Raw genomic sequence first — 18,994 nt, 5'->3', positions numbered from 1 at the left:
CTTAATCCTCCCTCGCCGGTCGTTCGCCAACGATGAGTGTGACTTCCAGGGGCGCACCCCCTCGAATCAGCTGCACTTTCAAGCTTTTTCCGACGGTTTCCGTCCCCAACATCGCCTGCACGTTCTCTGTGTCGCTGACCGGATTGCCATCGATTGCGACTAGCACATCGCCAATCAGCACCCCAGCTTTATCCGCAGGACCATTCGGCTCAACGTTGACAACAATCACCCCACCATTAGAAGCCAGAGAAAGCGCCCTCTTCAGCGTATCGGGCAAGCGAACCGGCTGCATTCCCAAACCCAGGTAGCCTCGTGCAATCCGTCCTTTTGAAAGCAACTGATTGACCACCCGGTTCACCGTAGACGCGGGAATGGTTAAAGCCATATTGCGAGGCCCGGAGGTGTTCATGCCTGCAACTTTACCGGCTGCATCGACCATCGGCCCGCCGGAGAATCCGGAGTAGAGGGTTAAATCAAGACGCACAAATCGATCGATCGAACCACCGCTCATACTACGCCAAGCATCCCCAATCGCGCTCACCACACCCATAGAGGCACTCACGCCGTTCTCAGTCCCGCGTCCGAGTGCAAGTGCTAGATGACCGACCTTTAGGGTTGCCGCATCGCCAATTTCCGCCACCGGGAATTCGATGTTTTCTAGCTTCAGGACAGCGACATCGGTGCTAGCGTCACGCCCCAGGATGGTAACGGGGACTGTCCGACCATCGGGTAAGGTGACGGTGATTTCCTCTTCGCGCTTGATGGTTTCGTCAGAGGTGACGATGATACCGGGTCGCCAGTGGATACCGCTTGAGGAGGAATTCCGCCTTAGCCATCCTCTTCTCCCGTGGGAGGTTCGCCCATTGACTGCAACAACTGAGGCACCGACTCGCTCAACAGTATCGGCTAAATTGTTGGACAGAGCCAGCAAGGTGCTGGATATCTCCGATGAAGATAAAGACATTCCATTTCTCCCATGCGATCGCTTTTACGGGATAACTGCCAATCCGGTTCGGTAAACTCCCTCAACCCCTCTCCATCTCTCCCTAACCCTCCTCGCGGGGGTAGAGAAGCGGGTTCGGGGGTGAGGTCTGCCCGATTTAAACCGAATTGCCACTTCCTGCTGATATCGTGCCGTTTTCAAAAGACGGGCGGCATCGGAGAAATGGGGAGAACCCACCCTAGAAAAATGGCTAGGGTTGCGTGTATTCCTAATTACAAGCCAACTTTATGAGGGCTAACTCCTCTGGCAGAACGCTACCCCGCACGAAGGTAGTTCTTAAGAACGAGGTAAGCTGAGAGCGGTTTCTCCAACATAGACAGCAGGCAAGTCATGAAGAACGCAAAAAAAGTCTATGGAACCAACAGAAACCAATCCATCCCAAAAACCGGCAGACAAGAACTCCAAGCCAATTACTCAGGTACAACGAGATAGTGTAATTACCTCTGAAGACTTGCCTCCGAAGGCATTTCGCATCAGCCTGACGATACCAACTCTGGCGATTGTGTTGCTGTTTTTTGGCTTTTACTTCGGCATCATTAATGTTTAGAGTATTGCTAGCAAGATGAGCTACTTTGCATTTCACCTTGTCTTTATCCTGCCACCAATCCTCTTTCTAGCATGGGTTCAACGCCAACCTCTAGCTGGTATTGGAGGACTGAGAGCGTGGTTAGGGCTACCCCTGATTGCGCTGATTGCCCTGATTTATACGACACCGTGGGACAATTACCTGGTTTGGCACGACGTATGGAACTATGGCACGGATCGGGTGGTGGGTACGATTGGCTACGTGCCCGTTGAGGAATATTTATTCTTCATCCTTCAGCCACTTCTAACAGGTCTGTGGCTGTACTGGTTGTTTCCTCTCACAACTGAGCCAGCACAGGAGGAGGATTCTCCTTGGCTGCGAGCATCTGGCATCGTTTTCTGGCTCGTTCTCAGCATTGCGGGAGCTTTTATGTTGCAGTCGGAGAAGACTGTGTACATGGGGCTAATTTTAGCTTGGGCATGCCCCATACTGGCGCTACAGTGGGGAGTTGGAGCAAAGCAACTCTGGGCCAGAAAAGATGCTTGGCTGATTGGCACTCTAATCCCCACAGTTTACCTGTGGATAGCCGACCGCATTGCCATCGGACAGGGCATTTGGAGCATTTCTGAGACCTATAGCATTGGATTTAAGCCGTTTGGGTTGCCGATTGAAGAGGCGACATTCTTTTTAATCACGAACCTGCTAGTGGTGCAAGGACTTTTACTGTTTCTATTGGTGGGGAAGATGCGATCGCTTCTACCACTCATCTCTTTCCCTATTCTCAATAATGGGCGACCAGAACTTCCAAAAGCTCTTGCTCAGGTAGAGTCTGGAAACGATACGGTTTGAGATGGTTGCCTCTATTTTCCACATCACCTTTTGGGAGTAAAACCGAGATGCCTATTAAGGAATTTTTAGAACAAATTTCTGACACGGTATGGGAAATTCCGGTTTCCTACAAGGAAGGGATGCGCGTTCCCGCCCGGATTTATGGGACAGAAAAGATAATTTCCGAATTAGATGAAGCGGTTTACGACCAAGTTACGAATGTAGCGACGCTGCCAGGAATCACCAAATATGCTATGTGTATGCCTGACGGACACTTTGGCTATGGTTTTCCCATAGGTGGCGTGGCGGCGATGGATGTGGAAAAGGGGGGCGTGATTTCCCCCGGCGGTATCGGTTTTGATATCAATTGCGGAATGCGCTTGATGGTTACAAACCTCACCTACCATGAAGTCAAACCCTATATCAAAAAGCTGGTAGATAAGCTCTACGAAAGGGTTCCGGCTGGAGTGGGAAGCAGTGGCTTTGTGAAATTATCGCGGAATGACTTTCGCAAAGTGGTCGAACAAGGCGCTCAGTGGTGCGTCAATAATGGCTATGGTTGGGAAGAAGATTTAGAACTCATTGAAGAGAACGGCTGCATTAAAGGTGCTGATTCTGCAAAGATTAGTGACAAGGCAATTGACCGGGGTTTTAATCAAATTGGAACTCTAGGATCGGGCAATCATTATTTAGAAATTCAAGTTGCTCGAAAGCAAGATATTTTCGATCCAGAGTTAGCCAAGACAATGGGAATTACCATGCCAGATCAGGTGGTGGTGATGTTCCACTGTGGAAGTCGCGGATTTGGTCATCAGGTGGCAACTGACTATCTGCAAAGATTTTTAAAGGTAATGGATAGCAAGTATGGAATTAAAATACTTGATCGAGAATTAGCTTGTGCGCCCTTTGATTCTCCAGAAGGACAAGCTTATTTCGCTGCGATGAAATGCGGCATCAATATGTCTTATGCCAATCGTCAAGTGATTCTGCATCGCATCCGCGAAGTATTTTCGGAAATCTTTGAACGTTCGGCGGAAGACTTGGGGATGCACATGGTTTATGATGTGGCACACAATACCGCCAAGCTAGAGAGTCATATTGTGGATGGGAAAAAGCGATCGCTCCTCGTCCATCGTAAAGGTGCAACTCGCGCTTTTGCAGCAGGAATGGCAGATATTCCGGAACGCTACAAGAACATTGGTCAGCCAGTTATTATTGGCGGCAGTATGGAAACCGGATCTTATTTATTAGTCGGCGTACCCACTGGCGATCAAACTTTCTTCAGCACTGCACACGGAAGCGGACGCACAATGAGCCGTACCAAGGCTCGAAAAGCTTGGAAGGGAGAAACACTCCTGAAAGATATGCAGAAGAAGGGCATATATGTCCGCAGTACCTCAATGTCTGGACTAGCAGAAGAAGCGGGTGCAGCTTACAAAGACATTGATGATGTGATTGAAGCGGCTGAGTTAGCGGGGATTAGTAAAAAGGTGGTGCGGTTAACACCGATTGGAAATATCAAAGGATAAAGCAAATTTAACATTTGCGCGATCGCCATCTCCTACTAAAATTCTGGCTTTTTAGGTTGCTCTAAAAATTCCAAATCTTTACAGAAACTAGGCTTACCTTTTTTGAAGTCACTAAGCTTGTATTTGTAGAGGGTTCCTTGTTTGGCAAACACTAAATTACCCAGAAAATCCCAAGTAGCCCAGTCAATAGAATCAAGAAGATCGGGATATTCATCTAACCTAAACTTGAAAGTATAGCCACGTTGCAAAAAACCTGTGTAATACATTCTTAATGTCGGATGCTCTCGACTCGGCTGCCAATACCAGCCGTCGTCATTTTCGCACTTGACCGTATACGTTTTGGAATTCTCAACTTTCACATTATTGCCGTAATTGTCTCCAGCTCTAGTCCATCCATCCCGCTCCAACCGGGGATATAGTACGCCTAAATCTTCTCCTCCAAACTGGGAATTCAACTGTCCTAATTTAAAAGGGATGCTGCCTTTTGGCTGTCCCAAACCATTCAATAACAGTTCTTTCTCATCTTTCCAATAGCCTCCTCCAAACCACGTTCCCATATTGTCTGCCTCCAAGTGGGTTTTTAACCGAGGCAACAGACAAACCCCGCTCCAGGTGTTGCCATTACGCCCCCCCATCGCCAAATAAACCATCCATTTTCCATCGAAAGATATATCGCATCTTTTTGGATATAACTTACCGTTAAACCAAGACCCATATTCTAGGCAATCGTCTTCTGTATTCCAACGAATGATGTGGAAAACTTTTGACGGCTTTCGTCTGATTACAGCGACGTAGGGCGAGCCTTTCGCTGGAAGTAAATGTATTCTCGCTGGAATTTCTTCAATCATCGCAGTGCAGTTCCATCAAAGGGATAGTTTATGCAGGTACGCACGCCATTAACAGTGATTACGGGGCCACTCGGAAGCGGAAAAACAACTCTGCTTCGTCACATTCTCGACTCTTTTCCTAAAAAGATTGCCATTTTGATGAATGAATTTGGCGAAATTGGTATTGATACTAAAATCATTCAAGGCAAAAATGTCCAAATGGCGGATCTCGGTGGTGGTTGCGTCTGCTGTTCGCTGTTAGGCGAGTTTGAAGCCGCTGTCAATGAAATCATTGATAGCGTTGACCCGGATAATATTGTGGTGGAGACAACAGGGGTTGCAGAACCAGATGCGCTGGTGTTCGACATTCAAGAAAGCTTAACTAAAGTGCGACTGGATGGAGTTGTCACGGTTATCGATGCCGATGCAATGGTGAAATATCCGTCTGTGGGACATACCACTAGGATACAAATTGAAGCAGCAGACACCCTCCTTTTGAACAAAGTTGATTTGGTTTCTGAAAGCGAGTTAAAGGCGATAGAAGATAAATTGCGCTCCTTCAACGAAGTCGCCTCAATTTTGCATACTAAGCGATGCCAAGTAGACCCAGATTTACTATTTGGTATTGGTCGAGAGCGAGTTCAACCGCAACCTCACCACGTTCACCAACTTGAATTTGAATCCTTTAGCACGACAAGTCCTGCGACTTTCGATCGCCAATGTTTTGGAGAATTTGCCGACTCACTTGGGACAGATGTTTATCGGGCGAAAGGTTTTGTACGATTTCCTGAAGGAAACTATCTATTTAATTTCGTGGCTGGACGTTGGGATCTAGAGCCATTTGAACAAGAGGGGACGGAGCTAGTTTTTATCGGTAAACAGGTAAGCGATCGCAAGGAAGAAATTATTAGTCAGTTAAAGTCGTGTGAGCAATAGTCCTATGCCTTATGAGTTTCTTGAAGATGTTGCCACTGCGGATATTGCTTTTCACGCTTGGGGAAAGGATTTAGAGGAGCTTTTCATCGCGGCGGGTGATGCAACCCTTAACGTAATGATTGATAATCTGGATGCGATCGCGCTAACCGAGACGCGCACCTTCAGCTTAGAAAATGATGAATTGGATATGCTGCTGTTTAATTTCCTGCAAGAATTCATCTACTACAAGGACAGCGAGTTACTACTGCTGAGGGCGCAACAGGTTGAGATATCCGAGAAAGATGGATTATATCAGCTAAATGCGGTTACGAAGGGAGAAAAGCTAGATAGCGATCGCCATCAACAACGGGTAGATGTCAAAGCTGTTACTTTACACCAGTTCCAATTAGAAAAAACCGATGACGGTTGGACAGCAATGGTGATTCTTGATATTTAGTGCGTATCTGCAAAAAGGCTTTGCAAATTGTAAATGCCGATGCGGATATTTTAAGAAGCGAATATTGCGGTTCTCAATTGAGTGGAACATAGGTTGTGTTTGGAGGGGCAATTCATGAATTGCCCCTCCTGTTTACTTTCTCAAAGAATAGCTAATTTTCCCTTAAGCCAGTGACATTCGATTTAAATACTCTGATAGGGGAAAATATTACACAAGTGAAGTCTCTCTAGCCTACGGCACGCTACGCTAACGCCGACTCACCAAAAGCCCAAGTTTGGAAACCTGCGAAGGCAGATTTCGTCTTGTATCCATAGCTTACAGGATATCCTTATCCTTCCAATCGCAGTGGGTATTTATAAACATCCTTTCAAGAGGAGATTTTTCCCATAATGCACAATTTGATAGAACCACTGGGTAACTGGAATCCCCAACTGTTGCGGGAACTCAAAGGACGTCTTAAACCTCGCAACATTCTGTTGGCAAGTGCTATCTCTGTGCTGGGTCAATTTGGAATATTCATGTATTTTCAAACCCAGATGCCGAATTCTATTAACCGAATCGCGGATATCTACCATAAATATTGCACGGGCAAGCCCCTTCCTAATAGTAAGGAACCGCTATGTCTGTCGGATGGATTGGGCAATTTGGTTATCAACTCGCAATTATGGTCACTAGACCGATTTATATCCCTGAGCATTATTGGCATCTTAATCCTGTTACTAGCAGGAACTTATTTGCTAATTAGTGATTTGGCTACTGAACAACGTCGTGGCACCCTGAATTTTACTCGCCTCACCCCTCACTCTACTGCTGGTATTTTGACGGGAAAACTGCTAGGGGTTCCGATTTTGATTTATCTGGTAGCCGTCGTTGCAGTTCCTTTCCATTTGTGGGCTGGACTCGCCGCCAAAATTTCTTTGGGACAACTATTGAGTTTCTATGGGGTTCTCGTTGGTAGCTGTATTTTCTTTTATAGTGCTGCGTTGTTATATGGCATTGCCAGTTCTTGGCTGGGCGGTTTTCAAGGTTGGTTAGGCAGTGGTACGGTTCTGGCTTTACTAATGCTAACTAAGGGAATAAGTACGACCAGTTACTATAATTCAACGACTTGGCTGAAGCTGCTTAACCCCTTTTGCCTCATCCCACATTTGTCTGCTAGTTCTTTTAATGAATCTTTTGCCACAGGGTTAGAAGGGTTTAAGTGGTTTAGCTTACCATTGGGTGACAGTGTTTTAACTGCCGTAGGCTTTGTGCTGTTAAACTACAGCATTTTGACTTGGTTTATTTGGCAAGCTTGGCAACGTTGTTTTCGTAATCCCAAGGCCACTATGTTAAGTAAGCAGCAGAGTTATTTGTTAACTGCTTGCTTTACAGTTTTGACTCTAGGATGTGCCAATTACAACTCCATAGAAAATCGTAGCGTTTACGCTGCGCCGCTGTTAGAAAACCTCTTGGCACTATCGTTGTTGAATCTGTTGCTATACCTCTGTTTAATTGCTGCTGTGACGCCTCATCGCCAAACTCTACAGGATTGGGTAAGCGCTCGACCCAAGAGGGGTTCTAATAGCAAGAGATTCGCTGATAGCTCGTTGGTAAAGGATTTAATTTGGGGTGAAAAAAGTCCAGCGGTAGTAGCGATCGCGCTGAATGTAGTGATTGCGATCATCCCCTTGGCTTTATTTATTTTACTCTCCCCTGCACAATCAGCTACTGGTATAAATGCTGCTGCAAAAGTAAATGAGAGCAGAACTGGGGCGTTGTTTGGTCTTACTTTAGTGGCTAGCTTAATCCTAATTTACGCAAGCATAGCCCAACTGCGATTATTCATGCGAACTCAGCAACGGACGCTCTGAGCAGCGGGAACGCTAGGGGCACTAATTGTATTGCCACCAACTATTTTTGCGGTACTGAGAATTCACCATTTCGATCCCTTGGCGGTGCTGTCGCTGTCTATTGTCTCTCCTTTCGCTCTCTTACTAGGCTCGGAGAAAATTTTTCTGCTAATTCCGGGTCTGGGACTAATACTGGTATTGTTGAACCTGCAACTGACACGCCAGTTGCGGCAAGCAGGCAAGCAAATCAAAGGCTCCAGCCACGTCACCTCGTAGTGAGAAACGCGCGATCGCCATCAACAACGAGTAGATGTCAAAGCTGTTACATTACACCAGTTCCAATTAGAAAAAACCGATGACGGTTGGACAGCAATGGTGATTCTTGATATTTAGCGCGTGTCTGTGAATTTGAGAATTTAGAGCGATCTCATTTTTTTGGGAATTACTCTCAGTGCTGTTCCACTTTTAATCTAATTGCTTGAGAAGTTTCCGTAAGAACCAGGCTCTTTACCAAAGAATTCTACCGAGAAGACCATCTACCCAAGAAACCCTCTCAAGGTCATGCCATAGCCAACTGTATGCCAGCTCTGTCGCGGAGTTGGGATTGAACACATCAAGATTTGACCAAGACATAGTATAACCAATCCACGTAGCTGCTTCAGGACGTAGAGAATGTAGTTGCTCATCCAATGCTGAGCGCAAATGGATATAGTCTATGGAGATATCTCGCTCCCCAACGCTGAGTTCGACAATACTTTGACTACCGTGAGGAAGTACCTCAAAATGCCAATGAATACCGAAATCCCCCTGCTGAACAATTACACCTACAAAGCGGACAGGTAGCATCACTGCTGTTTTTAGCTGAGGTGCCAACTTTGGAAACCATGTATCAACAAGTTGCTTGTATCCCTCAATCGCTCCTGAGTACACAGCCTTGGCACGAGCTAACAGCTGCTGTTGAGTATAACTTTTCCCGATCCATCCATCTCTAAGACCAAGGTCTGGTTCAGGCAAAGGAGAGCGCAACTCTACTTTTCCTGCTTCACGGAGATGGTTGATTTCTGCCATAAGCTGATTGAGGTATAGTGTACGCCTTCTGTTCGTCACCCCTGAAGGAAAAATATTCAGTGGTAATTTAGCGAGACATTCCTCAATTTCGATTAGAGAGATAGGAGTGTAATTAAACTTTCCACGGCGAGTGACCGTAAGTGCTGTCTGCCAAACAGCTTCTCGTAAAAGAAGACCATCATTAATTGGCAGTTCACGATTTTGTAATAACTTAGACAGTGAATAAACAAGCTCATTCAATGTCCACTCCCAAGCCCAAGCCGACTTGGGGCTAGGCTTTCCACCACGAATTGTGGGCCAACCGGATGAGGCTCCGAACTGGGAGAATTGCAACTTGACTACATCAGCGAGGTCATCACTCCCACAGTACCAAGAGGTTGTAAGCCGTTCTTCGTCTATGTGTATTCCTATTGGTGGCAGTGTCCCATCATCTCGGACAGGAGAAATAAGCTTAAAGAGTGGGTCAATACCCCTTACCCATGCCTGCATTGCTGTCTGTATTCGTTGTCCACATTCAGATGACGATGGTAAGGAAACATTCTGTATACCGTTCCAAATCCTTCTGGCTAATTCCTCATTGACAATTTCTGCGGCAAAAGCTGGGTGCTTCTCAGCAAGTGGTACCAGTAGCTTTGATACTCTGTCATGGTCGAAAGAACCAACAAAAATAGCTATTGGATACCGCCAACGTTCAAGTCGCTCAGAGTCATTGGTAAGGTCATTTGGATCAGGTATGCCAGCAGCTAAACTTTGTGCTGCAAACCACTGAGTCAGGATTGGTAGTGAAAAACTAATGGTTCCAGCATCCTCAACGACTAATCCTGAGTCTAAAAGTATTTGTAATTCTGATCTTGATGCCACCTCAGTTTTAGTAACTAGACCTTTACTGCGGTCAGTAGAAAGAGCTGCAAGGTGTTGTAGCAGTTGCTCAACATTAGGGTTACTTGCTCTTGCCTGTTGGAGGGAACGCTCAACAAGATTTGATAGCAGTTCTCCTACAGAACTAGGTGCTATCATGTCTCGGTCTCGTAGGTAGATACCAAGTAGGACAGCAAACAAAGGTCGATGAATAGCATCATGGACTGATTGAGACCATCTCAAAGCCACATATGCCGTAATTTGTTGTCCTGAGAATCTTTCAACCAGAGCATATGCCTCTTCATCGGAAAGTAGAGGAACTTGAACAGCTTCCTCTGATTCAACAAGGGTAGGAATTGGTCTACTGGTAATAACCACAGTAGTTTTTAACCAGGCGTTGACGAGAACGCAAGCTTCGTCACATAACTGAACAGCCAGGTCACTGCCCAACTCATCAGCCCCATCGATGATTACTGCAACACCTTGAGCGATTGATGCTCCTGGTAATTTACGGATTTCAGCTTCTACAGCTTCTTGTAGCGAACTTGTAAGCTTCTTCGCCTTCAGATATACAGGCACAGGAGCATTACTACTTTCTTCAGCTTGCTTAATCAACCTTTGAAAGAGGCGTTCCGCAAGCAGTGACTTGCCAGCCCCAAATTCTCCAATAAGTACAATTAGTGGCTTATCATCACACGGCTGTAATTCAGCCCAAGGTGTGCCAATAGATGAATAATCAGTAAGTTTAATCGCTTCAGTGCGAGGCATTCCCACCGCTCGCCAAAGAGCTATGCACCGTCCTCTAGAAAGCCCAGCCAGCTCTTTTAACCTTTCAGTAAGAGACTTTAACTTTACCCGTTCCCCTTCGGGTGACTGTAGTCAGAAATTGAAGCTAGGGTTATTGATTATGGGATTTCCGCCCTTAATGTTTATCCCTTGCCAATTCTCAATGGTGGTAATTGGCAGCTGAGCCTTGACAGCATCCGCTAAAGCTTGAACAGCAGTAGCAATCTCAGGATCTGACTTGGCGGCTGATTCTATTTTTTCCACCAAGACGGCTTCGCCATAAATCTCAGGTTGTTGTTCAACTAATTCTGGACGTTGTGCAACCATTTCCATCGCACTTGCGGTGTCAGGAGATTTATGCCTGAGCAGTTGCATTAACTTACCGCCTTGCTCTAGTGCCTTTTCTCCCAGCACTTCACCTGTCTTTTCAAAGGCTTTGGTTAAAACTAGAGTGACGAGCGCGCCAGCTGTAAGCGACATAGGTTCCATGCACCACAGTTATAGGTAGATGTGTTGCCCTAGTTTTAACTTAGTCTCTGCTGATTTGCAAAGACCTGTTTAAGTAGTCAACAACAACAAAAGGTGACATTGCCTGCAACTACAACTCGACTGCCCTGCCTAGTTAAGATACAAGCAGTAAGTTACCAGAGGGAAACGTCATGGTACAGTACAACCCGTTGCAGCATCTTCCCACCGCTGAAGAACTGCCTGAAACTGACCATAAGCCTGTGGAAAGTCAACTACAAATTCTGGTTGCTAATTTATTGGAAGAAATCCTGGCTTGGCTTTGGCAGAACCGCACAGACTGGTTTTGGGGCATCAACATGGGGGTCTACTATGACCCTGAAAAATCTGCAATTGTCCCTGATGGATTCTTAAGCTTGGGAGTTGAACGGTTGACTCGTGCTGGGGGACGGTTGAGTTATGTTATCTGGCAAGAGGACAAGGTTCCCCTTCTGGCACTTGAGTATGTCTCTAAAACTTACGGTCAAGAGTACGACAGCAAGAAAGATGAGTATGCCAGTATTGGCGTGTCGTACTATGCGATCTACAACCCGGAGTACCATAGGCGTGACAAGCACAATCCCTTTGAGGTTTATCGCTTGGTGGATGGGCAGTATGTGCTGCAATCGGGTGAGCCAGTGTGGATACCTGAGATTGGCTTAGGAATTGGGAGGGCGCAGGGTACTTATCGGGCTTGGACGCGGGAGTGGCTGTACTGGTACGACCAGAATGGTAATCAACTCTCTACACCCGCAGAAGTCGCACAGCAGGAGCGTCAACGGGCAGAGCGTTTGGCAGAGCGACTGCGGCAGATGGGAGTTGAGCCCGATACTCTGTAGAAATGCGATAAGCCTTACGGTATGCTTTGCTAACGCACGGTAGTAATTCATCAGTGCGATCGCATCTGGGTCTATTCCAGTTCAAGTTGAGCGATAAGCGAAGAGCTTTCGCAACGCTTACCCGCTTTTCTCAATTTCAGCTTCGGTGCTGGAAGCGATCGCTCCAAAATTCCTCCTCCCTCTCGCTATTACCTATCTGCTGAACCCTTATCGATAGTTTCCCAAAATACATCATTCTTTATACGGAGAAATTCATCACAAAAAAATTTTCTGATGTTTAGACAATACTCATTCACTATTTTTAGGCTAAATATTCTATCCCCCCTACCCCCTTCTACCTTTAACAACCTGAGGTGCTGTAGTCTTAAAAACTAAAAGTTGGGGGGATTGCTTTTTTTTGCAGACGCTTCGTGAAAAAAATACTTCAGAGATTTAGTCAATACTCATTCAACATTTTCAGGCTAAATATTCTATCCCCCCTACCCCCTTCTACTCTGAATAGGATGATGTGCGGTAGACAAAGAAGTTTGGGATCGGGGGGGATTAGTGATTACGAATAAGTTGCTGAAATGGGATAAGTTTTACTACTTTGGAAAGAACATTATAAGATTTGTTTCAAATAATATAGTTAAAAGAAAACAGTTTAGAGCGAGCTTATGCAGATTGTAGATAGAGAAGAAAGTTTGAGCTACAAACATTACAGCAGCGAATGAAAATGGGGTTTTACCCCTAGCGCTGAAATTTGGAATGGTCGTTTGGCAATGGTGGGCATTGTGATTGCTGTCCTCATTGATTTAGTAAGCGGTCAGGGAGTTCTGCAATTTTGGGGAATCCTATAAGCAAGGCGATCTCTTGCTAATTTCTCTTACCGTTACCCGCCTTTATATATGACTTTCTTCTTTTTACAAAGTCGCGTTTGGAATTTAAATAATGCAAACTTTGCCAGAAAAAACAGAACAACAATATACTGAAGCTGCCATTAACATAGAACAAGGCTTCACACCAAATTCGGAAATTTGGAATGGTCGCTTTGCCATGATAGGTTTTGTATCTATCCTGATTATAGAGGCATTAAGTGGACAAGGTATCGTTCATTTTCGGGGTGATATCCTCAGCAATCTTTGGTAATTTTTCTAATCAATTGAAATCATTGAAATCTAAATTCGGAGCATTATGACAACTGAACAACCAAAAAATCCCAACCAGACTGATGCTGTGCAGCACGATAGCGAAACACCTCTTGCTAAGAAACCCTCTGTTCTATTTATCCTCAGCACTTCAATAGGACTGATCACCATTATCACTGTGGTTATAAGTGTTTATCGCGGAGTTGCTGGCTTCTAGTTCTACTCAATAGAAGTTCTAAACGCTGGTATTTTCTTAAAGAAGTTATCAGCGTTTAGAGCTGATTTATTGCAATTCTCGTTTGAATGCAGTACGGTTTAACCTTACCCCTGCCCCTCCCCTGTAGAGACGCGATATATCGCGGCTAAAACGTTTATCTTCCTTGCAAAGGAACTTTGCTCTTGGGTGAGGTTTTTGAAATCGAAATAGGCGATCGCTTATCGCTGAGTCACCAACATCTTCATGCCATGTTTTGGGCGGAGTGTTAACGAGGGTTGCAGCACCACCGGATACTCTGGTTGTAGCGTCAGGCGAAACTTTTGCGCGATCGCTGCCAGTAGTAAACTTGCCTCCATCATCGCAAATGCCTTGCCAATGCAGATTCGCGACCCGCCACCAAAGGGAAAATAGGCAAAGGTAGGCAACTTCTTGATGAAATTATCTGCCCAACGATCCGGGTTAAAAACTTCTGGATTTTCAAAGAAGCGAGGATCTCGGTGCATCGCCCACTGATTGATAAACACAGTGGTTCCCCCCTTCACCTCATACCCGCCCAGAACGCAGTCTTTTACGGCACGTCGGCTCATTCCCCACACCGGCGGATACAGTCGCATTGATTCCAACACCACTCGCTCTGTGTAACGCAACTGACGTAAATCGGCAACCGTGGGTGCGCGATCGCCCAACACTGTCTTTAATTCTTCTTGCAATTTCGCTTCTACTTCTGGGTGTTGTGCAAGTAGAAACCATGTCCATGTCATGGCGTTAGCAGTCGTTTCATGACCCGCCAAAAAGAGAGTCATTGCCTCATCTCGCACTTGGCGATCGCTCATCCCAGTTCCATCAGATTCATCCCGCACTTGAAGCAATAGGGAAAGCAAATCGCCTGTGTCCTTACCGCTAGCTCGGCGCTCGTTAATAATGCGATAGACAATCGCATCTAATTGTTTAATTGCTTGTTGGTAGCGTAAGTTACTAGGAGTAGGCACCCAACCAGGAAGGAAATATTGATTAGCAAGATTGGAATTAAAATCCATCACTGCATTTAGCGCCGCCTGCACTCCTTCCGCTTCATCTTTAATATCAACATCAAACAGTGTTTTTGACACAATTTCTTCGGTCAGCAACATCATATCTTGATGAATATCGCGGATTTCGCCATCGCGCCATTGGTCAATTAATTGCTCAGTATAGTCAACCATTACCTTCCCATAGGCGACAACTCGTTCCTGATGAAAAGCTGGTTGAACCAAACGGCGTTGACGCTGCCAAAAGTCGCCTTCACTGGTCAGTAAGCCGTTCCCTACAACGCGCAGTCCGCGTCGGTACACGCTACTTTTAACAAAGTTGGGGTATTGAGTGACCAATACTTGCTCGATCAAGTCGGGATGGTTGGCTAAAAAAGCTGGAAATGGCCCAAACTGCCAGCAAACAAGATCGCCATACTCCCTAGCACATTTGCTCAAGAATTTAAGTGGATCGCGGTTTATTTCCGGAAGATGACCTACAAGAAAATGACCTTTAGGGCCAGGTGGTAAATGTACTGCGGGCATAAACAAATCGGTTAAAAATGCTTTTAGGGATAATCAAATGGTTTTATGGCTGCTCATGCCGAAACGTAGCTATTATCTCGGTTTTGTTGAGTTCTAGCTGTAAAAAACCACTTTCAAGCCTTACCCGACGGAACAGCGACGATTACAGCGATCGCTACTTTTTCTTAAAGAGCGCCTATCTAAATTTTAACTAAAACAAATTTTTTCAAAATCAAATGGCATTTGCATCGAACGCGAACATCCTGGGGACGCGCTTTGCGATCGTTTCTGCCATCCCTCGTCTGCAAAAGTGCAGGACAGCACAAGCGTAAGCAATACTAATTAACAAAAGCAAGCTAGTTAAGGTAAGACTTTGGGACGGAATAATAGATAAAAATTAGCCCTTACATTGAAAGGGCTAAACTGAACTAACGACTGGCCTTTTGGTTAGAAAAAAACATAAATTAATGAACGTCAATAATGGGTTGGAGAAGAAGGGCGATCGCCCCAACACTGACAAAAGACAAAGTTACCCAAAAGAAAATTCTCATTCTATTTTCCTACCTTGATTTAATTTCTAGTGCTTTATACGGTTCAATTTACTGGGATCGTAGTGAAGAGTTACGAATTGCCTAATCCACCTAGGGACAGAGAAAGGCTTCAATAAAAAGAGAGAGTTAATAGACTAGGCGCGATCGCCTATCGCCTATCGATTAGGTTCACGAATTTTCCTTTGTCAGCTACCATTTTTCTACTTAAACCCAATCAGCCATCAGCACTTAAGGAAGCAAGTCCAACACAGATAAAGGGCTGACTATTTGCCCTGCGATCGCAACAGGTACTTCATCAGACAGTTGATAATCTTGACGACGCTGATAGATGGATTCCTCAGCCACAACCGGCTCGGTGTAGACCTCAATCTGCTTTTCTGGGAGGTTGATAATCCAGTAAATCGGAATCCCAGCACGAGCGTAGAGACGCTGTTTTGAGGTACGGTCGCGCTCTAGGGTAGAATCGGCAACTTCAATAATCAGAGCGATGTCAGAGGCACCGGGATGACGATCAAGATAATCGCGGGTACTTCCCCGAACGACCACCACATCCGGTTCTGGCTCACTATCGGCTAGGGTGATAGGTTCTTGAGTATCGACGTACCAGCCTTCTGGAATGACCGCTTCTAAGGCATTTAGAGTAAGTTTTGTGGTCGCACGATGGGGCGGATTTTTCGGCATTTTGTAGACCAACCATCCATCCAGCAGCTCTACCGGATCGTCGTCGCTCAGGATGCCAAGACGAATCATCTGGTGATACTGCTCAACACTCAAACGCCACACGGGTTCTGTTGGTACTGCCGCAATGGTTTGGGTATTTAGTGTATCAGATGGTATGGATGTGGACACTGGGTATGTGAGTTGAGCGCATTTACTGGCAATCGTAGCACTTGTGAAATTGCCTTTGTATGCGGAGAATGGGGCTGCTTAGGCGAATGCGCGATCGCACCTATCAGAGTAAGTGATGCCATTGAATCGGATGCCAAAACTATCTGGATGCCGACAATGAATCATCTGGTTGGAAGTCAGGATCGTCAAAGTAGTATTGTCCCTTAGCTTTCGCGATACGTTCAAACAGTTGCGGAATTCCTTTGGCAATTACCTTTACGTCTTCGGTTGTGAATGCCCAAACTTCTTCCCCAAAAATGGTTCCTTCCCAAACGGGTTTGCCTACAATCACCCACCATTCCCAAAGGCGATTTCTACTGTTGAGGCGGCGTACATAACCGTAGGCAATGCAGCGATCGCCCTCAATATCCATGAAACCAGTGAACCGATCGCCCTGAATATCGATGAAACCAGTGAACGGTTTGTTAATACCTTTCAACTCGTGATGAGTATAGTCCTGTAATGCCCGAATGTGCCAAGGATATTCGCTTTGACCAACAATTGTGCCACCGTCGAAATGGCTGTGGAGTTGAGTCAGTTCCTTTGGCATTGCAAGTGGGGGTTGACACTCTGACCAATCAATCGGCAATCGCACACCGGGTTTTTGCTTTAGCGTGTTTAGGAACCTGAGAAATCGATTTTGCTCCCGTACTGCCCAGCCGATTTCCGGTTGGAGATAGCCATCTTGTTGCCGAACTCCAATAAAGCCTGCAACCACTTCTAAATAACCTTCTCCTTGAGAGGTAATGAGTACGATCGGTGCTTTAGAGAGTCCCGTGGGTAATACTGTTGGTGAGATTCCGTCCTCGACCGTGAGTTCTGCACGAGGGATATCTAGAATCGGATTCTTGTATGTAGGAGCGTGGGTGACGGAGTGATTAATGTAAGGAAATAGCTCGGCTAACCATCCTGTAATCACCTTTCCACTGTATATCTCCTTTGGTTTGTATATGTGCTGCCAAAATTTCAGTGGAGGTCTACCAGCAACGGTGTCAATCAACGCATCACAAATTGGCAACAGCCGTTCTGTCCACCAATCCAGATCGTAAGCAGCGATCGCTTCAACCCGGTGTCGGATACTGCGCCAGTCGGCTTCTGTTCCGCGCACTGTAATCCCAGGAATGCCGCAAATGGCATAGAGCATATAATCAAAATACTGCTGCAACGCATCCATCATCACCACCTGACTTGCAGTTTGGATGATGGATGTAGTGGTGCTGAAGTTGCACACCATGAGTGAGTGAATATCGGGCTTAACATTGTGACGAATGCGTTCTGACCATTGTTCAATCACTTCAGCCCAGTCATTCGGTTGATCGAGTTTTTGAGTCTCAACCTTTAACTCCAGCTTGCCTGAATAACCCACAAAACGCGATCGCAACTCTTCGGCATGATTGTTGATATGTTGTGCAAACCCTTGGGCAATTGTCAGCCAAATTACATCTGGAGTCAGCAACAGCGGTCGATGTTCGCTGTGGGCAATATGAACAGCAGTGACTAGAGGATGATTCCCTGATTCCTGAATGACTTCAAATGAGTTACTGTGGCTGAATGCCAATAATGGAGAACCTAATCGCTCCTCAAATTTACTCCAAGCCTCGCTAACAGGAATGATATCTCGACATACCTGGACATCATCAACAAGAAAACTAATTTCTCCGTCCGATTGATGCAAAATCGACGCTACGGTTTCCATAAAAATTTCTGGTGGTGAGTAAATAGGATGGAGGCTAAGCCTACTTACAAGGGAGTGGCATCCTTCAAGAATATATCTTACGAATCAAGGAACTAATCGTGTCTTTCTCTATGGTGTCAAGATGGTGTCAAGGTCAGATGCGATCGCCTATCGGTTAGGTGAAAGCACGAAACTCAGCCTAATCCGATTGATGCCCTAACGGTAATGCCAACAAGTGGCGTTTGAGGTCACAGCACCCACCAAGACTGCCGGATTTAGCGTTAGATTTTGCTTTGGCTAAATCCAACTGACAAGGTGAAAGTATATCGGTTATTTAATTAGGGCTGCTCACAAACGGTTTTTCAGAATGTAAAAAATGTTTTGCACTGAGCAGTATCGTACCGATTACTGATGGATTGTACCATCAGGCATCGTGACCTCTTCTAAGCGTGCTTCGCTCAAATCGGTTTCAATTACAGCCGCATTGGTCAAATTTGTCTTCAGCAAAACTGCCCCAGCTACATTTGCTTTGAGCAGAATCGCTCCTGTTAAAATTGCGCCAAACAGAATGGTTTCACAGAGATTTGCGTACCTTAAATTAGTTTGACTCAGGTTCGCTCCACCTAATACGGCTCGGTTTAGATTTACCTTTTTCAAATTGGCTCCCGTAAGATTGGCTCCGCTGAGATTTGCTCCCGCTAAATTCGCTCCCTCCAGGTTGGCTCCCGTTAAATCTGCATCCTTCAAGTTCGCCCTCATCAAGTGTGCTTGTTGGAGGTCTACTCCACGCAGATTTGCACCCCTGAGGTTGATCATGCCTAGATTAGCTTGACTGAACTTCGCTCCATCTAGACAAGCAAAGGTGAGTTTTTCTCGGTATAGATTCGCTTGCCGAAAGTCTCTTTGTCCTGCTGCATACTTGCTTTTGAGTGTCTCACCATTCATATTCACTACTTCTTCCTAGGTAACACTTAACAATCTTGTTCTTTCCCTATCGAATGTTAATGTCGTGCAATAAGTTCCCTAGTTGTT

General features: G+C 45.7%; 18 protein-coding genes and 2 pseudogenes. 12 read left to right on the top strand and 8 right to left on the bottom strand.

The genetic code is table 11. The features are described 5' to 3' along the window. Window position 1: 1 nt before the first annotated feature. The gene (locus H6F52_RS03995) at window positions 2-964 is read right to left on the bottom strand and encodes a trypsin-like peptidase domain-containing protein (protein WP_190532067.1); all 963 of its coding nucleotides are present in this window, start codon (window positions 962-964) and stop codon (window positions 2-4) included. Between the two features lie 391 nt (window positions 965-1,355). On the opposite strand from H6F52_RS03995, the gene H6F52_RS03990 reads away from it, so the two are divergent. The 3 genes from H6F52_RS03990 to H6F52_RS03980 are packed head-to-tail and all read left to right on the top strand — an operon-like array spanning window position 1,356 to window position 3,886. Next, window positions 1,356-1,550 (top strand): hypothetical protein, encoded by a 195-nt coding sequence (locus H6F52_RS03990; protein WP_190532064.1) that lies wholly within the window; start codon window positions 1,356-1,358, stop codon window positions 1,548-1,550. A gap of 15 nt (window positions 1,551-1,565) precedes the next feature. Next, window positions 1,566-2,378, top strand: coding sequence for a lycopene cyclase domain-containing protein (locus H6F52_RS03985; protein WP_190432578.1), 813 nt, complete (start codon window positions 1,566-1,568; stop codon window positions 2,376-2,378). A 47-nt stretch (window positions 2,379-2,425) separates the two neighbouring features. Next, entirely contained in the window at window positions 2,426-3,886 is a 1,461-nt protein-coding gene (locus H6F52_RS03980; protein WP_190532062.1) for an RtcB family protein, read from the top strand. Window positions 3,887-3,921: 35 nt separating this feature from the next. On the opposite strand, the gene H6F52_RS03975 is transcribed toward H6F52_RS03980, so the two are convergent. Continuing rightward, window positions 3,922-4,734: a hypothetical protein gene (locus H6F52_RS03975; RefSeq protein WP_190432582.1), complete on the bottom strand. Its 813-nt coding sequence runs from the start codon at window positions 4,732-4,734 to the stop codon at window positions 3,922-3,924. A 30-nt stretch (window positions 4,735-4,764) separates the two neighbouring features. On the opposite strand from H6F52_RS03975, the gene H6F52_RS03970 reads away from it, so the two are divergent. The 5 genes and pseudogenes from H6F52_RS03970 to H6F52_RS25975 all read left to right on the top strand — a co-directional run. Beyond that, entirely contained in the window at window positions 4,765-5,649 is an 885-nt protein-coding gene (locus tag H6F52_RS03970) for a GTP-binding protein (RefSeq protein ID WP_190532059.1), read from the top strand. A gap of 4 nt (window positions 5,650-5,653) precedes the next feature. Then, window positions 5,654-6,085, top strand: coding sequence for an archease (locus tag H6F52_RS03965; protein ID WP_190532058.1), 432 nt, complete (start codon window positions 5,654-5,656; stop codon window positions 6,083-6,085). A 389-nt stretch (window positions 6,086-6,474) separates the two neighbouring features. Then, window positions 6,475-7,938, top strand: coding sequence for an ABC transporter permease (locus H6F52_RS03960; RefSeq protein WP_199300369.1), 1,464 nt, complete (start codon window positions 6,475-6,477; stop codon window positions 7,936-7,938). Window positions 7,939-7,968: 30 nt separating this feature from the next. After that, a complete protein-coding gene (locus tag H6F52_RS25150) occupies window positions 7,969-8,193 on the top strand; it encodes a hypothetical protein (protein ID WP_199300367.1) in 225 nt (74 codons plus the stop codon). Between the two features lie 15 nt (window positions 8,194-8,208). Next, window positions 8,209-8,310: pseudogene (locus H6F52_RS25975) on the top strand (archease); the annotation flags it as partial. A gap of 114 nt (window positions 8,311-8,424) precedes the next feature. On the opposite strand, the gene H6F52_RS03950 reads toward H6F52_RS25975, so the two are convergent. Together H6F52_RS03950 and H6F52_RS03945 are read right to left on the bottom strand one after the other, a co-directional pair. Continuing rightward, window positions 8,425-10,611 carry an NACHT domain-containing protein gene (locus H6F52_RS03950; protein ID WP_190532056.1) on the bottom strand — a complete coding sequence of 729 codons (2,187 nt, stop codon included), beginning with the start codon at window positions 10,609-10,611 and terminating at the stop codon, window positions 8,425-8,427. Between the two features lie 111 nt (window positions 10,612-10,722). Beyond that, entirely contained in the window at window positions 10,723-11,109 is a 387-nt protein-coding gene (locus H6F52_RS03945) for a hypothetical protein (RefSeq protein WP_190532054.1), read from the bottom strand. A 179-nt stretch (window positions 11,110-11,288) separates the two neighbouring features. Here H6F52_RS03945 and H6F52_RS03940 point away from each other — a divergent pair, with 179 nt between their 5' ends. From H6F52_RS03940 to H6F52_RS03925, 4 genes and pseudogenes are all read left to right on the top strand, one after another. After that, on the top strand, window positions 11,289-11,972 hold the full coding sequence (locus H6F52_RS03940; RefSeq protein WP_190532052.1) for a Uma2 family endonuclease: 684 nt from the start codon (window positions 11,289-11,291) through the stop codon (window positions 11,970-11,972). 656 nt (window positions 11,973-12,628) lie between these two features. After that, window positions 12,629-12,811, top strand: a pseudogene (locus H6F52_RS25145) (chlorophyll a/b-binding protein). Between the two features lie 91 nt (window positions 12,812-12,902). Further along, window positions 12,903-13,100 carry a chlorophyll a/b-binding protein gene (locus H6F52_RS03930; protein WP_190532050.1) on the top strand — a complete coding sequence of 66 codons (198 nt, stop codon included), beginning with the start codon at window positions 12,903-12,905 and terminating at the stop codon, window positions 13,098-13,100. Window positions 13,101-13,145: 45 nt separating this feature from the next. Beyond that, window positions 13,146-13,316, top strand: a complete 171-nt coding sequence (locus tag H6F52_RS03925) for a hypothetical protein (protein ID WP_190532048.1) — start codon at window positions 13,146-13,148, stop codon at window positions 13,314-13,316. Window positions 13,317-13,534: 218 nt separating this feature from the next. Here H6F52_RS03925 and H6F52_RS03920 read toward each other — a convergent pair whose 3' ends face one another. The 4 genes from H6F52_RS03920 to H6F52_RS03905 form a co-directional block, all read right to left on the bottom strand. Beyond that, window positions 13,535-14,869 (bottom strand): cytochrome P450, encoded by a 1,335-nt coding sequence (locus tag H6F52_RS03920; RefSeq protein ID WP_190532046.1) that lies wholly within the window; start codon window positions 14,867-14,869, stop codon window positions 13,535-13,537. A 758-nt stretch (window positions 14,870-15,627) separates the two neighbouring features. Beyond that, window positions 15,628-16,248, bottom strand: coding sequence for a Uma2 family endonuclease (locus tag H6F52_RS03915; RefSeq protein WP_339380597.1), 621 nt, complete (start codon window positions 16,246-16,248; stop codon window positions 15,628-15,630). A gap of 139 nt (window positions 16,249-16,387) precedes the next feature. After that, window positions 16,388-17,983 carry a DUF4419 domain-containing protein gene (locus H6F52_RS03910; protein WP_190532044.1) on the bottom strand — a complete coding sequence of 532 codons (1,596 nt, stop codon included), beginning with the start codon at window positions 17,981-17,983 and terminating at the stop codon, window positions 16,388-16,390. Between the two features lie 384 nt (window positions 17,984-18,367). Continuing rightward, the gene (locus H6F52_RS03905; RefSeq protein ID WP_190441366.1) at window positions 18,368-18,907 is read right to left on the bottom strand and encodes a pentapeptide repeat-containing protein; all 540 of its coding nucleotides are present in this window, start codon (window positions 18,905-18,907) and stop codon (window positions 18,368-18,370) included. Window positions 18,908-18,994: the final 87 nt, after the last annotated feature.

Source organism: Coleofasciculus sp. FACHB-542, from assembly GCF_014695825.1.
Taxonomy (GTDB): Bacteria; Cyanobacteriota; Cyanobacteriia; order Cyanobacteriales; family FACHB-T130; genus FACHB-T130.
This window is presented reverse-complemented; position numbering and strand designations above follow the sequence as displayed.

Excerpts from the sequence above, each read along its gene's own strand:
- H6F52_RS03995 (WP_190532067.1), bottom strand. The coding sequence starts at position 964 with ATGTCTTTATCTTCATCGGAGATATCCAGCACCTTGCTGGCTCTGTCC.
- H6F52_RS03990 (WP_190532064.1), top strand. The coding sequence starts at position 1,356 with ATGGAACCAACAGAAACCAATCCATCCCAAAAACCGGCAGACAAGAAC.
- H6F52_RS03985 (WP_190432578.1), top strand. The coding sequence starts at position 1,566 with ATGAGCTACTTTGCATTTCACCTTGTCTTTATCCTGCCACCAATCCTC.
- H6F52_RS03980 (WP_190532062.1), top strand. The coding sequence starts at position 2,426 with ATGCCTATTAAGGAATTTTTAGAACAAATTTCTGACACGGTATGGGAA.
- H6F52_RS03975 (WP_190432582.1), bottom strand. The coding sequence starts at position 4,734 with ATGATTGAAGAAATTCCAGCGAGAATACATTTACTTCCAGCGAAAGGC.
- H6F52_RS03970 (WP_190532059.1), top strand. The coding sequence starts at position 4,765 with ATGCAGGTACGCACGCCATTAACAGTGATTACGGGGCCACTCGGAAGC.
- H6F52_RS03965 (WP_190532058.1), top strand. The coding sequence starts at position 5,654 with ATGCCTTATGAGTTTCTTGAAGATGTTGCCACTGCGGATATTGCTTTT.
- H6F52_RS03960 (WP_199300369.1), top strand. The coding sequence starts at position 6,475 with ATGCACAATTTGATAGAACCACTGGGTAACTGGAATCCCCAACTGTTG.
- H6F52_RS03950 (WP_190532056.1), bottom strand. The coding sequence starts at position 10,611 with ATGCCTCGCACTGAAGCGATTAAACTTACTGATTATTCATCTATTGGC.
- H6F52_RS03945 (WP_190532054.1), bottom strand. The coding sequence starts at position 11,109 with ATGTCGCTTACAGCTGGCGCGCTCGTCACTCTAGTTTTAACCAAAGCC.
- H6F52_RS03940 (WP_190532052.1), top strand. The coding sequence starts at position 11,289 with ATGGTACAGTACAACCCGTTGCAGCATCTTCCCACCGCTGAAGAACTG.
- H6F52_RS03930 (WP_190532050.1), top strand. The coding sequence starts at position 12,903 with ATGCAAACTTTGCCAGAAAAAACAGAACAACAATATACTGAAGCTGCC.
- H6F52_RS03925 (WP_190532048.1), top strand. The coding sequence starts at position 13,146 with ATGACAACTGAACAACCAAAAAATCCCAACCAGACTGATGCTGTGCAG.
- H6F52_RS03920 (WP_190532046.1), bottom strand. The coding sequence starts at position 14,869 with ATGCCCGCAGTACATTTACCACCTGGCCCTAAAGGTCATTTTCTTGTA.
- H6F52_RS03910 (WP_190532044.1), bottom strand. The coding sequence starts at position 17,983 with ATGGAAACCGTAGCGTCGATTTTGCATCAATCGGACGGAGAAATTAGT.
- H6F52_RS03905 (WP_190441366.1), bottom strand. The coding sequence starts at position 18,907 with ATGAATGGTGAGACACTCAAAAGCAAGTATGCAGCAGGACAAAGAGAC.